Consider the following 19,384-nt stretch of genomic DNA (forward strand, 5'->3'; position numbering starts at 1 on the left):
TCCTAGCTGGCGCGGTCCCGGCTGCCGCCGCGCGCCCGCTGATACTGCGAGGCCAGCCGCACCGGGGCATTGGGCGCCCCATAGCCGTCATACCGTGACCGGCGCTCCACCACCTCGAAGAACACGTTTCCCACCGTTGCTGTGTAGAAATGCAGGAATTCACCGTCCTCGTCCCTGTCATACAACAGATTCAAGGACTGGAGGTTTTTCAGCAGTGCCGCGTCCAACCGGAACCGTGCCTGGAGATCCTCGTAATAGTTGGCCGGGACCGGCAGGAAATCCAGCCCCCGCTGCCGTGCCTGCCGTGCCAACGCGACCACGTCGCTGCAGCCAAAGGCCACATGCTGCGGATACTCCGGACCGCCGTGGGAACCCGACTGTTCCAGTGCCATCGGTGCGATGTTCAGGGCCAGCCGGACAGCCCCGTCGCTGCTGCACATCACCTGGCTGCGGACCAGTCCCATGGGGCTCGGAACTTCCTGTGACGCGCGCGGCACCAGGGAAAGGGTGGACTCGTAGAACAGCACAGCCTCGTCGAAGTGCTGCCAGGGCTGGGAGAGGTTGATGTGGTCGATGTGCGTGATCAGCGGCTCACCTTCGACGACGCCGTCGGATCCAAACTCCTCCGCCCATGCAACTGTTCCGTCCCCGGTGGCCTCACACAGGAAAATTTCAGTGGAATCGGGAGCCGACACGGCTTGCAGGACGGCTTCGTCAGCTTGGCTGCGCCTGCTGACGGGCTGTGCTTTCAGCTGCACGGCCCGCGAAGCCGCAGCCGGTGGATCTTGAACATCAAGTCCCAGGGCGGAAATCGCGGGGGCCAGGCCGCGCGCCTGCTGCTGGTTGATAATCACCCGCGCCCCGCCGGCACTCCACAGCCGGACCGGCTTTGTACGGTGGGTGCCCTCACAGTGGAAACCCAGTTGGAACAGCATCCTTTCCACCTCACCGGGGTCCTCCGCCAGCACCTCGGCGAAATTGAAACCGGTTGGCTCGGCCACGACAGGGAGTGTGGCGAGGTCCATGGGATACCTGCGCGGGCCGGCGTCGTTCCCGGAAAGCTGGTCCCGCTCCGAGAGACGCACGGAAGTCCGCTCTTCCAGCCAGATCAGCGAGCGCATGGCGTCCACAGCAGTGCGGTCCTCGGAAGTCTGCCGAAAGACATCGTTGAAAACCTCCAATGACACCGGTCCGTCGTAGCCGCTGCGGACCAGATGCACCATAAAGGCCGTCAGGTCAAAGGCGCCCTCGCCGGGAAATACCCGGTAATGCCGGCTCCAGGACAGCACGTCGAGGGACAGCTCCGGGGCGTCTGCCAGCTGGACGAAGAAGATTTTCTCAGCCGGGATTTTTTCAATTCCGGACGGGTCCGCCCCGCGGGAAAGGATGTGGAAGCTGTCCAGGCAGGTTCCCACATTGGGGTGATCCGCCAGATCGACAATCCGCTGGGCGTGCTCGTAGTCATTCACGTACCGTCCCCAGGCCAGCGCCTCATACGCGAGCCGGATTCCGTACCCTGCGGCGACCTCCCCCAGCCTGCGCAGCTGGGCGGCAGCAACGCCGTCGTCGTCAATGCTGGCGGTGGCAACGTTGCTGCACACCAGCATCGTGTCCGCACCCAGACGGTTCATCAGCGAGAATTTGGCCTCCGCACGGTAGAGGTTCGCCTCCAGGAGATCTTCGCTGACGCCTTCAAAGTCCCGAAACGGCTGGTACAGGTCCAGGGTTAGGCCGAGGCTGGCCGCCAGGTCCCGGATATCTTCCGGACTGCGCGGCGACACGAGAAGGTCCTGCTCAAAAATCTCGATACCGTCGAACCCGGCGGCCGCACAAGCCCTCATTTTTTCTTCCAGCGTGCCGCTCAGGCACACCGTTGCAATGGACGTACGCACAGTGCCCCTCCCTTACAGTCCGCGCTCGATCAGATCCAGAAAATCTGCGCGCATCAGGTCCGGATCCGGCCGGATACCGGTGATCAGTTCAAACGCGTCCACCGCCTGCCCGACTGCCATCTGGCCGCCGTCCAGCACGGCGCAGCCCCGCGCACGGGCGGCCTGGACCAGTTCCGTCTCCAGCGGACGGTAGACGACGTCGGCAACCCACTGCCGGGGTGACAGCAGTTCCGGGTCCAGGGGCAGCCCGGGGTGGGAGTGCATTCCCACCGGGGTGGCATGCATAAAGCCGTCCGCTTCAGCCAGGACGGCGGGCAGATCCGCACTGTCCGCCGCGGCCACGGTCTGGCCGGGAAAGAGCCGGCCCAGTGCCTCGGCGCGTTCGGCAGCACGGGAGTACTCGACGTCGATCAGGGTCAGGTGTTTGGTGCCCGCCTTGAGCAGGGCATACGCGACGGCGGAGCCGGCGCCGCCCACGCCCAGCTGCACCACGCGGTCCAGGACCGCATCCGGAAGACCCGTTGCCAGCGCGGACGCGAATCCGGAGAAGTCAGTATTGTGTCCGATGAATTTTCCGTCCCGGATCAGGACGGTGTTCACGGCGCCCAGCCGGGCCGCGTCGTCGGACACCTCGTCCAGGCAGCGCAGGACGAGCTGCTTGCACGGGTGGGTGATGTTGAAGGCGTTGAAGCCCAGATCGCGTCCGCCGTGCAGCAGGGCCTTCAGCGCGGCTTCGATACCCTCGCCCGGTCCGAGTACCGACAAATCCACAGGCCGGTAAAGATACCGCAGCCCCAGCCTGTCGGCGGCATGCTCGTGCATGGGCGGCGAGAGGGACGGCGTAACGCCCTCGCCAATGAGGCCAACCAAAAAAGACTCCGATGGATTACTCACGAAGCGCGTCCTTTCGCGGTGCGGGCGGGGCTTCCCGCGCCGGCTGGGCGTAACACTGCGGCGTAAAAACGTTGCCGATGCCTGCAGCTGTGAGCTACATTACTTGAACTGTTCGAAATATGCACACATGTGCGGATAGCGCACACTGCACATCGTTCCCGTTACTCATTCCTGCAGCACACCTCCACAGGAGAACCCATGACTGAGACTGTCCCAGCGGACAAAGTCCACACCAAGACGCCCAAAAAGGCGGCGGCAGCCAGCTTCATGGGCAGCGCCGTTGAGTACTACGACTTTTTCATCTTCGGATCAGCCGCGGCCCTGATCTTCCCCTATGTGTTCTTTCCGGACTCCGGCACGCAAGCATCAGTCATGTCGCTGGCAACCTTCGGCTTCGCCTACGTTGCCCGCCCGGTGGGCGCAGTGGTGCTCGGCCACTTCGGTGACCGGGTGGGCCGCCAGAAAGTCCTCATGTTCACCCTGGTCCTGATGGGAGCGTCGACCTTCCTGATCGGCTGCCTTCCCAGCTTCGACGTCATCGGCTGGTGGGCTCCGGCCCTGCTGGTGGTGTGCCGGCTGATGCAAGGCCTGTCCGCCGCCGGAGAGCAGGCCGGAGCCAGCTCACTGACACTTGAACATGCACCGGATAACCGCCGTTCCTTCTTCACCTCCTGGACGCTCACCGGAACCCAGGGCGGGCAGATTCTTGCCGCGCTGGTCTTCATCCCGGTGCTGGCCCTGCCGGATGACATCAAGTACGGCATCGGATGGCGCATTCCGTTCTGGCTCAGCGCCGTGGTGGTCGTGGTGACCTACTTCATCCGCCGGTCGCTGCATGAAACCCCCACCTTCGCCGCAGCGAAGGCCAACAATGAAATCTCCCGGCTCCCCGTCGGTGACCTGCTGGCCCACCACTGGCGCGATGTACTGCGCGTCATCTGCTGTGCCTTCATTGCAGCGGTGTCCACCGTGTACGGCACGCTGGCCATCAAGTACGGCACCGAGGTGGGCGACGTCGACGCGAGCATCACCCTCTGGCTTGTGGTAGCCGGAAACGTTGTCGCGCTGGGGACGCAGCCGCTCTTCGGCATGCTGGCTGACCGGATCGGGCGCAAGCCCGTGTTCATCTACGGTGCCCTCTCGTCCGCTGCGGTGATGCCGTTCTATCTGTTGTCGATGGAATCGGGAAACACGCTGCTGCAGTTCGCACTGTCCGTGGCAGTGTTTTCCTGCGGCTACGCTGCCGCCAACGCGGTGTGGCCGTCCTTCTACGCCGAAATGTTCAGTGCCAAGGTCCGTTTCTCCGGGCTGGCAATCGGCACCCAGCTGGGCTTCCTGATGGCCGGCTTCGCACCGTCCATCGTGGCAGCACTGGGCGGACTGGAACCGGGCGGCTGGGTGGTCATCAGCCTGTTCACCGCGGCAATCAGCATCATCGCTTCGGTATCGGCCCTGACGGCAAAGGAGACGTATCGGACGCCGACGGCGGAATTGGGTATGGCCAGGAGCACTCCGAAGGCGTAATGAGCACTTGCCGCGGCTGGATCTGAACACCGGGTCGGGAGCCATCCTTGAGGATGGCTCCCGCCAGCCGCTAGTACCTCCCCATCCGCTGCTTCCGTGCGGTCCAGGCAAGATAACCGCCCAGGGCACCGGTGGAGGCAAGGCCGGCAGTCATCAACGGGGCCTGCCAGGACTTCCAGCGCTCAGCGTCCCCCAACGCCAATTCGCCCACCCCGCGGATGAAGGCCGCCGCAAAAATAGCAGCAACCATCCGGTTGCCCACCTTCTCCAGCCGCACCACCAGCGGAGCGAGCTCTTCGGCCCGTAAATGGATCTCCAGGCCTTCAAAGTCCAGCGTCGTCAGCAGCCTCCGCACCTGATCCGGGAGCTCCGCGCTGAGCTCCAGCGTCTCGGCACCGGCCTGTCCCAGACGCCGGACAAAGGTCACCGGATTCATCTGGCGCATGGTCATCCGCCGGGCGTACGGAGCCAGGGTCTCACCCATGCTGAAGTCCGGATCCAGCACCTCCCCCATGCCCTCGGTCATGATCAGCATGCGCAGCAGGAGCGCCATTTCCCGGGGCAGCTGCAGGTGGTGGGTGCGAATGATGCCCATTCCCACGTTGATAATCCGGCCCACGGGCGCGTTTCCGAGTGTCCTCCCGTCATAGAGGCGTATCAGCTGCTGCAGGTCCAGGCGGAGCTGGATCCGGTCCACGCGGCGGGACGTTGGGCACATCCGGATCAGTGCCGAGGCCATCCGCTCCGCATCCTTGCGAAACACCGCGACAAAGAGCGCCGAGAGCTGGGAGCGCAGCCTGTCATCCACCTCCCCCACCATTCCGAAGTCAATCAGTCCGATCCGTCCGCCTTTTTCCACGAAGATGTTCCCCGGATGGGGATCTGCATGGAAGAAACCGTCCTCGAAGACCATCTTCATTTCCGCGGCGGCGGCGTCGGCGGCGAGCGCCCTGCGGTCAATCCCGGCGGCATCGATGGCGGCGGTGTCCGTAACCTTGAGTCCGTACAGGCGCTGCTGGGTCAGGACTTTGGATGTGCTGAAATCGGCATACACCTTGGGAATGTGGACAGTCGCACTGTCCTGGAAGTTCAGGGCAAAACGGTTGGTGTTGCGGGCTTCCTGCTGGTAGTCCAGCTCCTCACGGAGGGTCTCGGCGAACTCCTCCATCAAACCCTTGACGTCGTAGTCGCGAGCCGCTTCCCAGTGCCTTCCCGCATAGCCGGCCAAACCCAGGAGGATATCCAGGTCCTCATTCACTTCCTCTTCCACACCCGGACGGCGGATCTTCACCACCACGTCGGCGCCGCTGCGCAGCCGGGCAGCGTAGACCTGTCCAATGGAGGCACTGGCCAGCGGCGCGGTGCCGAAGGCGGAGAACCTTTCCATCGCGTCCGAGCCCAGTTCCGCCTGCAGCACCGGCTGGATCTGTTCCCAGGGCACAGGCTCGGCCTTGTCCTGCAGCTTGGCCAGTTCCTGCTGGTATCTGGGCGGCAGCAGGTCCTGCCGGGTGGACAGCAGCTGCCCCATCTTCACGAAGGTGGGACCCAGCTCCTCCAGCGCCCGGCGCAGGTATTCGGGGGCGTTTGCGGCGCCCGGCGGCCGGTCTGAAGGTTGCGGCCTGCGCCGGAAGGGCAGCCGGTTTTCCAGGCCCGAGGCAGCGACAAGGTAGCCAAACCCGTTGCGGTACAGGATTTCGGCAATCTGGCGGTAGCGGTCGAGGTGGGTCTTCATGCGTGGGCTCCCGTCCCGGAGGCAGGCCGTGGAACACTGCAACCGTATCTGAAACCCTACGGCCGGGCAGGGAGGTCCTAACAGGGTGCACCTGCCCTTTCACAGCCGGGGGCACGCGCTTTAGACTCGGAACCCGCCGATGAGGGAGACGTTCGTGGATATACCAGCCGCACTCCGGGACCTGAGCCTGGAGGACAAGATCGCACTTCTGTCCGGAGCGGGGTTCTGGGATACCGCTGCCCTGCCCAACCATGGAATCCGCCCCCTGGTGCTCTCTGACGGTCCGCACGGCGTCCGGAGGCCGTCCGGCGAAGCCGTCCTGGGGCTCGGTGAGTCCTTTCCGGCCACCTGCTTTCCCGCAGAATGTGCCACCGCCTGCTCCTGGGACCGGAGCCTGCTCACTGAACTTGGCACCGCCGTCGCACGCGAGGCCCGGCTCCAAGGCGTGGATGTCCTGCTGGGCCCGGGGCTCAACATCAAGCGCACTCCCCTGTGCGGCCGCAATTTTGAGTACTTTTCGGAGGATCCGCTGCTGGCCGGGGAGCTGGGGGCGGCGTGGACGAAGGCGGTCCAAGCCGCCGGGGTGGGGACGAGTCCCAAGCATTTCGCCGCCAACAACCAGGAGGCGGATCGGATGCGGGTGGACGCAGTGGTTGATCAGCGCACCCTGCATGAGATTTACCTGCGTGCGTTCGAGATTGTGGTGCGTACGGCGGAACCGTGGACCATCATGGCCGCCTACAACAAGATCAACGGACTGCACGCCGCCGAGAGCCCGTGGCTGCTCGGGGAGGTGCTGCGCGGAACTTGGGGTTATGAGGGAGCCGTAATGTCGGACTGGGGCGCCGTTACCAACCGTGCGGCCGCGCTCGCTGCCGGACTGGACCTGGAGATGCCCTCCAGCGGCGGCCTGGGTGCCCGGGAAATCACCGCCGGGTTGGACGCGGGAATGTTCACGGAGGAACAGATTGACACTGCGGCTGCCCGGATCCTGCGCCTCGTGGACCGCGTACCGCCCCGATCGGACAGCGGCACAGCCGACACAGCAGGTACAGCCGACACGGCAGGGACAGCCGGCAGCAGCGCAGCGGTATATGCGGCCAGTCACGATCTGGCGCGGCGGGCGGCAGCGGCGTCGATGGTCCTGCTCAAGAATGAGGGCGGCATCCTTCCGTTGCAGACCGAAGGTGCCGTGGCCGTTATCGGCGAGCTGGCCCGCACCCCCCGGTATCAGGGAAGCGGTTCCTCCAAGGTGAACCCGGTCCGCCTTGTCAGTCCGCTCGACGCCCTGCAGCAGGATCTGCCCGAGCTCTTGTTTGAACCCGGATACGCACTCCCCGCCAGTCCGGCTCCGGAGTCCGAAGCAACCCTCCTGAGCCAGCCCGGGGCCGGGCCGGTCGACTTGATCGAAACGGCCGCGGCGGCCGCCGCGGCAGCCGTTACCGCCGTCGTCTTCCTGGGGCTGCCCGACGAGGCGGAGTCCGAAGGTTATGACCGCACCACTCTGGACCTGCCTGGCGAGCAGCTCGAGCTGCTCTCCGCCGTTCTTCAGGCTAATCCGCGGACCGTCGTGGTGCTCTCCAACGGCGGGGTGGTGACCACGGCCTGGGCAGATCATGTTCCCGCCCTCCTGGAAGCCTGGCTTCCGGGCGAAGCGGGCGGGTCGGCACTGGCCGACGTCCTGCTTGGCCGGGCGGACCCCGGCGGACGGCTGGCTGAAACGATTCCCGTCCGGTTGGAGGACACTGCCGCGTACGGCAACTACCCCGGCGAAAACGGCACCGTACGGTACGGCGAAGGGGTGCTGGTGGGCTATCGCTGGTACGACACCCGGCGCCGGGAGGTGGCTTTCCCCTTTGGGCACGGACTCTCCTACACCAGTTTCGGGTACACGGACCTGGATATCCGCAGCACCGGTGCCGGCGCAGACCAGGAAGTGCATGTGGAACTGACGGTCACCAATACGGGCGGCCGCGCCGGCAGCGATGTGGTGCAGCTGTACGTGGGCGCTCCGGATGACGACGGCGCCCAGCAGCGTCCGCTGCGTCCGCTCCGGGAACTGCGAGGGTTCGAAAAAGTGCACCTGGGTTCGGGTGAATCCCGCCGGCTGAGGTTTTCCCTCGATACCCGCGCGCTGTCGCGTTTCGATCCGGAGAGCATGTCGTGGGTGGCCGACGCCGGCGAGTACCGCATCGAGGCGGGGGCGTCCTCCCGTGACCTCCGGCTGGCCGGGGTAGCCGCCCTTGATGGAACCGTTCCCGAGCTTACTCTGAGCACGGCCTCCTCCATTCAGGAGTGGCTGGCGAACCCTGCCGCGGCCGCAGAACTGGTGTCCGCCCTAACCGCCGCGGCCATGGCTGGGATGGACGCTGCCGGCCAGGACAACGCGGGCGGCATGGACGCTGCCGGCCAGGACAACACGGGCGGCATGGATAGCACCGGGGGTCTGGCAGCTTCCCTGGCGCTGGTGGGCAATATGCCGCTGAACCGGATGGCACGGTTCCCGGGCAGCCCCGTAACGCCCGATCTGCTGAAGCAGCTGGAAGGTTGGCTGCAGGGCACCCGCGGCGCACAGTGATGTGCCCGGCTCCACCAGCATTTAGGCGATGCCCCAGCCTTCGTCCGCCGGGAGGATGGCGCCCGTAACGTTGGCGGCGTCGTCGCTCAGCAGATAAGTCATGGGCGAGGCGATTTGCGCAGACTCGACATCGGGGGACGTCAGCGACAGAGACGGAACCGGTCCGGCGCCGCCCAGTGAGCCGTAATTGGACTCAAGCGCAGCCTTGGTTGGCCGGGGGATGACCGCGTTGACCCTGATGCCGCGCGGGCTGTAAATGAAGGCCGCGCTGCGGGTCAGCCCAATGACGGCGTGTTTGGAGGCGGTGTAGGCAGCTCCCGCGATCGAACCGCGGAGCCCGGCCTGGGAGGACACGTTGACGATGGACCCGCTCCCCCGGGAAAGCATCACCGGAATCAGTGCACGCGACAAACGGAACGGTCCATCCACGTTGATGCGGAAAACGCTCTCCCACAGCTCGTCCTCCACCTCATGCAGGGCAACCATGTTGTCGGCGATTCCCGCTACGATGGCGAGTCCATCCAGCCGGTTTCCGACCTCCACCGCAATCTTGTCGACACCGGATTGGGTGGAGATGTCAGCTACGACGCCGCTGACGTCCAGGTCCTGGTTGCGTTCCAGCAGTGCTTCCATCCGCAGGGTGCTGAGATCGACGGCCAGCACGCGTCCGCCTTCGCGGGCTACCCGCAACGTGGTTGCGCGTCCAATCCCCGACCCGGCACCGGTCACCACCACCGTCTTGCCGTCAAAACGGCCTTCGACCAGGGGTTCGTGCCAATCGTTGGGCGCCGGGGGCGGAGCCGACGGAAAGAGGTGGGCCGTTGCCGGATGAACCGACGGCTGATCGATGAGCCGGTTGGCCGCTTCCACCATGAGGTCCAGATATTCCGTAGTGATGACGCCGTTGCTGAGCGGCGCCAAGGTGGAAAGCGGCAGCATGCGGATCGCATACAGTGCCCGTGCATCCGGACTGCGGCGGGCCAGCAGGTCGATCAAGACGGTGCGCCCGGTGGGGTGGTCAAGCCACTCGCCAATCAGGGAATCAGCGCTGAGATGTTGTACGGGATCCGGCATCAAGGCTCCGTTCCGCACGGCGTCAGTCGCGGCCCGGAAGGGTACTGGCCCGGTCCGCGGCCGCAGCCGCACCTTGAATCCAAGGGCAAGTGCTGCTGGGTCGAGTATCCCACGGGGATGCTCCTGCGGCTCCTGCGGACGGCGCAAAGGGAGCCCGGTGCAGCAAAACGGTCGCTGCCGTGGCCGGCGGCCCCTAGGCGTCGACGGCGACGGGGAGGTGCTCGGCGGGCAGCCGGTCCCGGTCGTAGGTGATCTCCGTATACCCGTGCGGGGTGGGATTACCGTCCGCGCCAAGGTTCACGAAAACAATCCGGTCGATCGTCAGGATGCTGCGACGGGTCACCATGTTGCGCACCTCGGCCCGCATGGTCAGTGACGTGCGGCCAAATTTGGTGGCCCGCAAACCCATTTCGATCAAGTCGCCCTGCTGGGCGGAGCTGACGAAGTTGATCTCCGACATGAATTTGGTGACGACTCGACCGTTGCCCATCTGCAGGATGGCGTAAATTGTTGCTTCTTCATCGATCCATCGCAGAAGGCTGCCGCCGAACAGTGTGCCGTTGGCGTTCAGGTCTTCCGGACGGACCCATTTCCGGGTATTGAAGTTGATATTCTGGAGATCCATATTTCAAGGTTAGCGAGGCCCGGCGGGCTTAGGCGGACGGCTGTGACCGCGCAGACGGACGGCCATCACATCCGTCACGCCGGTGTTTCGCTCCCGCCCCGGCGCTGCGCCGTTCCCCCGGGAACCCGGTGACTGAAAACACCCCGCCGTCGGGATGGTTTTTCCGGTGCACGTCTGCAATCTTCCATGCTGACCGGATATCTTTCATGTTGACGGGATACCTTCCAGGTTGACCGGATACGGACCCGGTGTTAGTTTCAGGCTCCAAAACCAACTTGGCTTATCACAGCGAAGATCCTCCGGCCGGGAGCCCTCCATGACCCTTTCCTTTGCCCAGATTGCCCTTGACTCCGTGGATCCCCGCCGTCTGGCCGAGTTCTGGATCCAGGCACTGAACTACCGGGTTGACGAGGAAGAAGAGGGCGTCATTAGTCTGGTCCCCAGGGATGGTGACGGTCCGCCGATCGATATCCTGACCGTGCCGGAGCGCAAGTCAGTGAAGAACCGTCTGCACCTGGACCTGCGGGCCACTGGCTCCACGGGCTCCGAAGAAGTCCGGCGGCTGCTGGATCTGGGCGCCGTCCGGGCGGACGTCGGCCAGGGTCCGGACGTCACCTGGACGGTGCTGGCCGACCCCGAGGGCAATGAGTTCTGCATCCTCGGAACCTCCGGCGAATAGTCCCGGCCCGCGCAGGGGACTATTCGCGGCTAGCGGCGGCCCGCTCCCGTCGTCGGTCCCGGTTCCAGGTCCGGCCTGCCCAGCTCTGCGGCCTCGTCCCTGCGGTCGGCAGGGCCCTGGTCCAGGCGGAAGGGCGGATACTCGTCCCGCATCAGCGCAGCATAGGCCAGCACCCGGTAGGACCAGCGGTTCAGTCCCATAATGAGGTCAAAGAGGTGCCGCGGATAGCTGCCGCGGAACAGCAGGATGACCGCCGCAATGAGGACCAGCAGCGCCAGCAGGGATAGCCCCTGGCTGCTCACCACATCGGGGGTGCTCTCCCATCCGTTCTCCCAGGCATCGGTCCACCTGCCGCCCGGAACCATCCCGGTCCAGTTTTCTGTTTCCTGCCCTCCGGAAACATAGAACCTGTTGACGACAATTGCTGCTTCCGAGAACGCACCGACCACCAGTGCCTGCGGTATAACGAGGAGCCACCACTTCACCAGCACCAGCCAGCGGGAGAGCTGCCGGGGGTAGTCAACACTGAAGTCCGCCGGATAGTCCGTACGGTCCAGCGTGAACGGCGGATACCGGTCGGTGCCCAGGACACGGGTGGCATAGAACGTTACCCGCCAGCTCCAGCGCACCACGCCCACGTTGAAGTCAAACAGCCCGTGCGGGTACCGGCCGGTGAACAGGATAGCAAAACCGGCAACCACGGTGGACACGAAGAAAGCTATCCACAGGAAGAACAGCACAATGTAGTGCGGGATTGCCAGGAACCATTTGACCAGCCACATCCAGCGCGAGAGGTTCGGATCGATTTCTCCGTAGAGCCGCACCGGATAGCGCGGACCGGTCAGTCCCGGATCGCGCACACCAACCCGCACCCCTGCGCCCCCTGATGCGCCTGCGGACACTGCTCCTGCAGATGCAGTTCCGGCTGCTCCCGCCGCGGTGGCCCCGCCGGGCCTGACAGGGCGGTAACCGGAGCCTGGTTGCTGCCCCTGCCCGTAGCGGTCCTGCATCTGGCCGTAGGTCTGCGGGGTACCCGACGTCTGAACAGGTTGCCCCGGCCCAACAGGTTGCCCCGGCCCTCCTTGTTGCTCCCCTACAGCAGCCGGCCCCACCGGATGGCGGCGCAGCCCCGATGATCCGATCACCACGAGGGCAATTCCAGCGACGAGGAAGACGATGCTGGAGATCAGCAGGATCCAGGTGACCGGCTGGAGCAATTCGGAGCGTGCACCCACTTGAAGCTCCGCTGAGACCGGCCGGCTCCCGTCAGCATTCATCACCACTGCGGACCAGTCACCTTCCTCCAGGCTCCATTCCAGTGACTGCTCGCCGGTGCCGCTGGATGCCTCCGCCCAAAAATCCTGCTCACCCGGAGGCGCAGGAGCCCGGGTTCCGTTCACCTCCTCGTACTCGGCGCGGAACGGACGGAAGTTCACTTCCTGCAGCTCGCTGTACTGCACGTCAAGGAGGTAACGGTCCACCTCATCACTCGGGCCAATACCGATAAAGAGTTCCTGGCCGGATTGAGTTGGCTCTCCCTGCACCTGCAGGGTTGCCACCTGATCTTCCGAGCGCACCCCGTTGACTTCAAGGTCCGGCACGATCAGGGCGTACGAGTCAACCTCGTAGACCTCCTCGGGAACGGAGAGGTAGCGGTCATCACCCTGGCCTGCGTTGAATACCCCGACAGCGGCGGCTCCCACCGCCAGTCCGAGCCCAATAAGCATCAGCAAACAGCCGATGACGAACATGACAATCCTGCCGGTCCTCATGACGCTTTCCCGCCCGGTCCACCCCTATCCAAAGGGTTGTCCGGCCGCGCCGCAGAGTCAACACCGTGAACCCGCCACCCTCATCCCGTCCGGGATCCACCGGCTCTTTGCACTGCGTCAAAAGTTGCACTGCGTCAAAAGTTGATCATGTGCCCGGTCAGGCCGTGGAACGCCTCCTGCAGTGCCTCGCTCAGCGTGGGGTGTGTGTGCACATTCCGTGCCAGCTCATAAGCGGTCAGGTCCCATTTCTGCGCCAGTGTCAGTTCAGGCAGAAGCTCGGAGACATCCGGTCCAATCAGGTGTCCGCCAAGCAGCTCGAGATGCTCTTTGTCCGCCACCAGCTTCACGAAGCCGACCGGCTCGCCCAGACCGTGGGCCTTGCCGTTGGCCGTGAACGGGAAGGTGCTCACCACCACGTCATGGCCCTCATCGCGTGCCTGCTGCTCGGTGAGTCCGAAGCTGGCCACCTGCGGCTGGCAGAACGTGGCCCGGGGCATCATGCGGTAATCCCCCAGCGGCATGGTTTCCGCTTTGCCGATGGTTTCCGCCGCCACCACCCCCATGGCCTCGGCCACGTGGGCCAGCTGCAGCTTGGCTGTCACATCGCCGATGGCGTAAATGTGCGCAACGTTGGTCCGCATGAATTCGTCAATGGCGATGGCCCCGCGGTCGGTAAGCTGCACACCGGTCTTTTCCAGGCCGTAACCCTCCGTCCGCGGCGCAAAACCGATGGAGAGCATCACCCGGTCCGCTTCGATGGATCCGTCCTTGCCGTTCTTGTCCTTGTAGGTCACGGTCACCGAGGAACCGTTGTCGGTCACCGTTTCCACCTTGGTGGAGGTCAGGATCGGTATCCCCAGTTTCTTGTACTGCTTGGTGATTTCCTTGGACACGTCTGCATCCTCGTTGGGCAGCGCCCGGTCCAGGAACTCGATGATCGTGACGTCCACCCCGTAGCTGCGCAGCACATAGCCAAACTCCATGCCGATGGCGCCCGCGCCGACAATCACCATCTTTTTCGGCAGGTCCCGGTCCATGATCTGCGCCTCGTACGTCACCACGTTGTCCGAGAGCTCGACGCCGGGCAGCAGGCGCACATAGGTCCCGGTGGCAATGATGGCATTGTCGAAGGTGATGGTCTCGGAGCCGCCCTTGGACAGGGAGACCTCCACGGTGTGGTCATCGGTGAACACCCCGTGCCCGTCATACTCGGTGATCTTGTTCTTCTTCATCAGGAAGTGGACACCCTTGACCCGCCCGTCCGCCACCTGCCGGCTGCGGTCGAAGGCAGCACCGAAATCGAAGCTGACGTCGCCGCTCATGCCGAACGTTTTCGCCTGGTTCGTGAAGATCTGGGCCAGTTCGGCATTGCGAAGCAGAGCCTTGGAGGGAATGCATCCCACGTTCAGGCATACTCCGCCCCAGTACTTCTCCTCCACCACTGCCACGCGCAGGCCCAGTTGGGCGGCACGGATCGCAGCCACGTAACCGCCCGGACCGGCTCCCAGGATAACGACGTCGTAATGTTCACTCATGCTGCCAACTCTCCTTATGCACACTGCGGTGGATTGAGGATGGGACTAAAGCTGGGTTAAGAGTCCCACAGGGAGTCTGCGGACTCCATCACAAATACCCGCGGTAGCCTGCCCAGGCACGGCGACGCTCCGGAAAGGGATCGGATTCAATCCGGTCTTCACGGTCGAAGATCCTGGTCTGCCGCTCCACAGGCTCGTAGGGCGGCCAGTCCGGCCCCGGATCGCCCGTCTTCGCCAGGCTCAGCAGGGTTCCCTGGAACCGTGCCGATAGTTCCTTCAGGGCCGCTGCCCCGCCGAGCAGGGACAGGGCCCGCGTAATGGGCTCGCGGGTCTCACCGAACATCACGGGGACATCCATGGCGTGGGTCGCTCCGAAGCCAAGCAGGTTCATCATGGGCGTGGCGAAGTCATACCGATAGGACCAGGTGGGGGCCACCAGCGAGTGGGATTCGGCCACCACGGTGGAGGGATACCAGAACACCAGGTCGCCGCTGATTTCCACCGACTGTTCCCGGGAGGGATACCCGGGATAGGCGGCAAGCACGCGGGACTGGGCCTGGGGGTCGGTCCCGGCAAACATTTTTTCAATCCGGTCCGGGGTCGAAGGGAGGATGTCCACGATCCGGGCGAACAGCGCTCCCTCCCGGGCCATGGTGCCCAGGACAAGCGGCACCGGAGCCGAGTTCCCCTTCATGAATGTGTCGAAGGGGTGCTCGGGCAGGAAGTCGCCGTCAATCACCGGCGAGACGCTCAGCGATCCCGGCTTCGCGGCTGGTCCAATCTTGGACGTGAGCTCATTGGTGGCGCGCACCAGGACGGACGCCGGAAGTGTGGACAGCGCGTCGGCGGCGTCGGACAGCGGCACTTTGAGGATCGCCAGCAGATCCCGTGCCCAGGACGCGTGGAGCTCCGGGGAGTACGCGCTGGAGGGCGCCGGGCTCTGGGCGTAGGCCTTGTGGAACAGGCCTCGGGCGGCCGGAATGCACATGAGCGACGTCACCGAGATGCCGCCGGCGGATTCGCCGAAGATGGTCACATTTCCCGGATCGCCGCCAAAGTTGGCAATGTTGTCCCGAACCCATTCCAGCGCAGCCACCTGGTCCCGCAGACCGAGGTTTGAGTCGAACGTCCGTTTGCTGGTCGAGAAGGAGCTGAAATCCGTGAAGCCCAGCGCGCCGATCCGGTAGTTCAGAGATACGTAGAGCGCTTCACCAGTCCGGACCAGATGGGAACCGCGGTAGGTTTTCACGGTGGAGGACCCGGAGCTGAAGGCGCCGCCGTAAAAGTACACCAGCACGGGAAGTTGTTCCGCGGCCGGTTCCAGGGGTGCCGAGATGTTGAGTGTCAGGCAGTCCTCGTCCATCGGTGCCCGCCTCCTGGAGCCGGTCAGGGACGGGTTCCGGGACTGCGGCGGCGCTGCCCCGAAGGCGCTGCCGTTCAAGACCCCGTTCCACCCGGCGGCCCGCTGCGGTGACCTCAGCCGCAGCACTCCCACCGGCGGCGCAGCATAGGGGATGCCGCGCCAGGTCCGCACTCCGTTGGCCACAATTCCTCGGACCAGGCCGTTGTCCGTAGGGATCAGGAGGGATTTAACGTCAGTGGTCATGAGCTGCTCGATTCCGGTCGGCGGTCACGGTGCGGCCCTAGAACCATAGACCCCGATGGCGCGCGTGTCCTAGACACGAGCCTCATCGGAGCTTCGATCACCGTCAACTCGTCTGCGGCCCGTGATGAAACCGCCGGCCGGACCCGGTGTTGGCACCGGGTCCCGGGTCATACCGTGGGCAGCACCCCGTACGGATAATCGGCAGAACGGCCCTGGAAAGCGAGGATGGCCGGGTTCAGGATCCGTCCCTCCCGGATTTCAATGGCCCGCGCCACCGGGGATTCTTTGTCCCACGCTTCCGGCCCCGACATCACAGTGCGGAGGAAAGGAAGCACTGCCTCGCTGATTTCCCACGTCGCCGAGTCCCAAAGGTGGGACGGACTGTGATCGACGGCGTAGTACCGGACGGCATTGCCCACCTCGAAGACGGGGTCGGCAAAGCTGGTGGGCTTAGCCCAGGAGAAGCCCATGCCTTCGTCGCAGGAAACATCAATGATCATGCTGCCCGGGGCAAAAGCAGCCAGGTCGTCTTCCTGCAGATAGGTCAGAGGGGCGTTGGGGTCCTGCAGAGTGCAGTTGACCACCAGGTCGAACCCGGCGAGGTACGGCGCCAGCGGTTCGCGGCCGTCGTCAGTAATGACGTGGCTGAGGTGGGGCAGGTCGGCGTCGCGCTCAAAGCGTGAGATCCGCGCGGAGTGGATGGGCGAGCCGACGGCGGCGATGTCCCGGTTCGTGAGCACCTGCACATCGTGGATTCCCAATGCATTCAGGGCGGTGACGGCGCCGCGGGCAGTGGCGCCGAAACCGATGACCGCGGCGCAAAGCCGGCGGCCGTAGTCGCCCGTTGACCCGGCAAGCTCCAGCGCGTGCAGGACCGAACTGTAACCGGCCAGCTCATTGTTTTTATGGAAAACATGCAGTCCGAAGGCGCCGTCTGCCGTCCAGTGGTTCATGGCCTCGAACGCGATCAGGGTCAGCGACTTGTCCACGGCCAGCTGGGTGATGACGCTGTCCTGGACACAGTGGGGCCAGCCCCACAGCACCTGACCGTCGGAAAGTTCGCGCAGGTCCTGCGCCTGCGGCTTGGGCAGCAGGACCACATCCGACGCGGCTATGACCTCACCGCGCGGAGCCATCCCGCCCACAAGGGGAGCCAGCTGATCATCACCGATGCCAAACCGCTCACCGTACCCCTGTTCAAGGATGATCCGGGCCCGCAGATCGGCGTCGATCCGTTCCAGATGGCGCGGATGCAGCGGAAGGCGCCGTTCATCGGTCTTGCGTGAGGTCGCAATGACCCCCAAGGTCCTCAGCGAGCTGTCCGTGAATGTGCTGCTCATGCGTACTCCCAAGTTTCACCCGGCCAGATGCCGGGGCTACTGAGACTACTCCCTGCACCGCATTAGCCAGCGGTGCACAGCTAGGCGGCGGCGAAGGCCAGTTCGCGCGAACGCACCGCAGCCGGCTGCACCGTGGCGGCGGCAACGCGCTGCAAGCGGCGATGCACCAGAATCTCCTTCAGGCATAAAAGCGCCACCGCAGCTACGTTGAGGGCGGCTTTGGTGCCGGTTGACCAGTCGGTTGTGACGCACAGGATCCAGACGCTCAGCAGGACGGGCACGTCCATGACGCGCAGGCCCTTCACCGGTCAGTCCTTCCAAGCAGTTGCTGCAGCGAACCCATGATAACTACTCCCCCCAAAAGACCGAGACTAAAAACCGAGACCACGCAATTAAGCCGCATCCAATGCAGCGCATTCAATGAGGGGCAGGCAAGAAACAAACTGTCGGTAATTACTACCACATTCCGGCAGTACGCCGGTACTCAGGGCATCCTCACTGAATAATGACGGAACCTCCACCCACATTCCAGCGGGCATCGAGCCGGACATTTTCCAGCATCCGCCGGTCATGCGACACCAGCAGCAGGGCTCCCTCGTAACTCTCCAAGGCCTCTTCCAGCTGCTCGATGGCCGGCAGATCCAAGTGGTTGGTCGGCTCGTCGAGCACCAGCAGGTTCACCCCGCGCGCCTGCAGCAGCGCCAGCGACGCCCGGGTCCGCTCGCCCGGGGACAGGGAGTCCACCCGGCTAGTCACCTGATCGGCCTTGAGCCCAAACTTGGCCAGCAGGGTGCGGACCTCCGCGCTGTTCATTTCCGGAACAGCCGCCTCAAAGGCGTCTCCCAGCGCCATTGCATGGTCCAGCTGCCCACGGGCCTGGTCGATCTCCCCCACGGCCACTGACGACCCCAGCGATGAACTGCCTTCGGTAGGTTCCAGGCGTCCCAGCAGCAGCGCCAGCAGCGTGGATTTTCCGGCGCCGTTGGGACCGGTGATGCCGATCCGTTCCCCGGCGTTGATCTGGACCGAAACCGGTCCCAGCGTGAATGATCCGCGCTGCGCCACCGCGTTGTTCAAGGTTGCGACGACGGAGCTGGACCTCGGGGCTGATCCGATGGTGAACTGCAGCTGCCATTCCTTCCGCGGCTCCTCCACCTCATCCAGTCGCGCAATCCGGGATTCCATCTGCCGCACTTTCTGCGCCTGCTTTTCGGAGGATTCCATCGACGCCCGGCGCCGGATCTTGTCATTGTCCGGAGATTTCTTCATGGCATTGCGGACACCCTGGGAACTCCATTCCCGGGTCGTGCGGGCACGCGACACCAAGTCCGCCTTCTTGTCAGCGAATTCCTCATACGCCTCGCGGGCGTGCCGGCGCGCAACGCTCCGCTCTTCCAGGAAGGCGTCGTACCCGCCGTCGTACACCGCCACCTTGTTCTGCGCCAGGTCGAGTTCCACCACCGTGGTTACGCAGCGTGCAAGGAATTCCCGGTCATGCGAGACGAGGACGACACCGCCGCGCAAACCCTGAACAAACTCCTCCAGCCGTGCCAGCCCGGCCAGGTCCAGATCATTGGTGGGCTCATCCAGCAGCACAATGTCGAACCGGCTCAGCAACAGGGCAGCGAGCGCCACCCGGGCAGCCTGACCGCCGGACAGCGATGTCATCAGCGCCTCTGCGCCCACGTCCAGTCCCAGCTCGGCCAGAACAGCGGGAATCCGGTCCTCAAGGTCCGCGGCGCCGCTGGCAAGCCAGTGGTCCAGCGCGACGGCGTAGGCGTCGTCGGCCCCTTTGGCTCCGGACCCGAGGCCCTCAGCCGTGGCTTCCATCGCTTCCGTGGCTGCCGCGGCACCGGTGCGGCGCGCAATGTAGCCGGCCACGGTCTCGCCCTCCACGCGCTCGTGCTCCTGGGGCAGCCAGCCGATAAAGGCGTCGGCGGGAGCGGTGGACACGCTGCCGGCCAGGGGTTCCGCGGCACCGGCAAGCAGGCGAAGGAGGGTGGACTTTCCGGCGCCGTTGGAACCCACCACGCCCACGACGTCGCCCGGCGCGACAGTCAGATTCAGATGCGAGAAAAGGGTGCGGTGTGCGTAGCCGCCGGACAAATCCCGGGCTACGAGTGTTGCAGTCAT

The 19,384-nt window shown here is 64.7% G+C and carries 14 protein-coding genes; 3 read left to right on the plus strand and 11 right to left on the minus strand.

Translation table 11 applies throughout. The features are described 5' to 3' along the window. Positions 1–2: 2 nt before the first annotated feature. Both CXR03_RS10260 and CXR03_RS10265 read right to left on the minus strand, forming a co-directional pair. The gene (locus tag CXR03_RS10260; protein ID WP_104103690.1) at positions 3–1,892 is read right to left on the minus strand and encodes a bifunctional sugar phosphate isomerase/epimerase/4-hydroxyphenylpyruvate dioxygenase family protein; all 1,890 of its coding nucleotides are present in this window, start codon (positions 1,890–1,892) and stop codon (positions 3–5) included. 12 nt (positions 1,893–1,904) lie between these two features. Continuing rightward, entirely contained in the window at positions 1,905–2,786 is an 882-nt protein-coding gene (locus CXR03_RS10265) for a shikimate dehydrogenase (protein WP_104103691.1), read from the minus strand. Positions 2,787–2,984: 198 nt separating this feature from the next. On the opposite strand from CXR03_RS10265, the gene CXR03_RS10270 reads away from it, so the two are divergent. After that, on the plus strand, positions 2,985–4,310 hold the full coding sequence (locus tag CXR03_RS10270; protein ID WP_104103692.1) for an MFS transporter: 1,326 nt from the start codon (positions 2,985–2,987) through the stop codon (positions 4,308–4,310). A 70-nt stretch (positions 4,311–4,380) separates the two neighbouring features. Here the strand turns inward: CXR03_RS10270 and CXR03_RS10275 are convergent, their stop codons facing one another. Continuing rightward, positions 4,381–6,042 (minus strand): AarF/ABC1/UbiB kinase family protein, encoded by a 1,662-nt coding sequence (locus CXR03_RS10275; protein ID WP_104103693.1) that lies wholly within the window; start codon positions 6,040–6,042, stop codon positions 4,381–4,383. A gap of 154 nt (positions 6,043–6,196) precedes the next feature. Between CXR03_RS10275 and CXR03_RS10280 the strand changes: the two genes are divergently transcribed. Next, entirely contained in the window at positions 6,197–8,620 is a 2,424-nt protein-coding gene (locus tag CXR03_RS10280; protein ID WP_258073589.1) for a glycoside hydrolase family 3 C-terminal domain-containing protein, read from the plus strand. Between the two features lie 21 nt (positions 8,621–8,641). Here CXR03_RS10280 and CXR03_RS10285 read toward each other — a convergent pair whose 3' ends face one another. Together CXR03_RS10285 and CXR03_RS10290 are read right to left on the minus strand one after the other, a co-directional pair. Then, a complete protein-coding gene (locus CXR03_RS10285; protein WP_104103695.1) occupies positions 8,642–9,694 on the minus strand; it encodes an SDR family NAD(P)-dependent oxidoreductase in 1,053 nt (350 codons plus the stop codon). Between the two features lie 193 nt (positions 9,695–9,887). Next, positions 9,888–10,319 carry an acyl-CoA thioesterase gene (locus CXR03_RS10290; RefSeq protein WP_104103696.1) on the minus strand — a complete coding sequence of 144 codons (432 nt, stop codon included), beginning with the start codon at positions 10,317–10,319 and terminating at the stop codon, positions 9,888–9,890. Between the two features lie 316 nt (positions 10,320–10,635). Between CXR03_RS10290 and CXR03_RS10295 the strand changes: the two genes are divergently transcribed. Beyond that, a complete protein-coding gene (locus tag CXR03_RS10295) occupies positions 10,636–10,998 on the plus strand; it encodes a VOC family protein (RefSeq protein ID WP_104103697.1) in 363 nt (120 codons plus the stop codon). A gap of 29 nt (positions 10,999–11,027) precedes the next feature. On the opposite strand, the gene CXR03_RS10300 is transcribed toward CXR03_RS10295, so the two are convergent. The 6 genes from CXR03_RS10300 to CXR03_RS10325 form a co-directional block, all read right to left on the minus strand. Next, entirely contained in the window at positions 11,028–12,770 is a 1,743-nt protein-coding gene (locus tag CXR03_RS10300; protein WP_104103698.1) for a DUF4389 domain-containing protein, read from the minus strand. A 134-nt stretch (positions 12,771–12,904) separates the two neighbouring features. Next, positions 12,905–14,305 (minus strand): dihydrolipoyl dehydrogenase, encoded by a 1,401-nt coding sequence (lpdA, locus tag CXR03_RS10305; protein WP_104103699.1) that lies wholly within the window; start codon positions 14,303–14,305, stop codon positions 12,905–12,907. Positions 14,306–14,393: 88 nt separating this feature from the next. Next, positions 14,394–15,911 carry a carboxylesterase/lipase family protein gene (locus CXR03_RS10310; RefSeq protein ID WP_104103700.1) on the minus strand — a complete coding sequence of 506 codons (1,518 nt, stop codon included), beginning with the start codon at positions 15,909–15,911 and terminating at the stop codon, positions 14,394–14,396. Positions 15,912–16,078: 167 nt separating this feature from the next. Beyond that, positions 16,079–17,251 carry a N(5)-(carboxyethyl)ornithine synthase gene (locus CXR03_RS10315; RefSeq protein WP_104103701.1) on the minus strand — a complete coding sequence of 391 codons (1,173 nt, stop codon included), beginning with the start codon at positions 17,249–17,251 and terminating at the stop codon, positions 16,079–16,081. A gap of 80 nt (positions 17,252–17,331) precedes the next feature. Then, entirely contained in the window at positions 17,332–17,556 is a 225-nt protein-coding gene (locus CXR03_RS10320; protein ID WP_104103702.1) for a hypothetical protein, read from the minus strand. Positions 17,557–17,746: 190 nt separating this feature from the next. Next, positions 17,747–19,384, minus strand: a complete 1,638-nt coding sequence (locus CXR03_RS10325) for an ABC-F family ATP-binding cassette domain-containing protein (protein WP_104103703.1) — start codon at positions 19,382–19,384, stop codon at positions 17,747–17,749.

It is taken from the genome of Arthrobacter sp. 08Y14 (genome assembly GCF_002929455.1).
Classification (GTDB): Bacteria; Actinomycetota; Actinomycetes; order Actinomycetales; family Micrococcaceae; genus Arthrobacter_B; species Arthrobacter_B sunyaminii.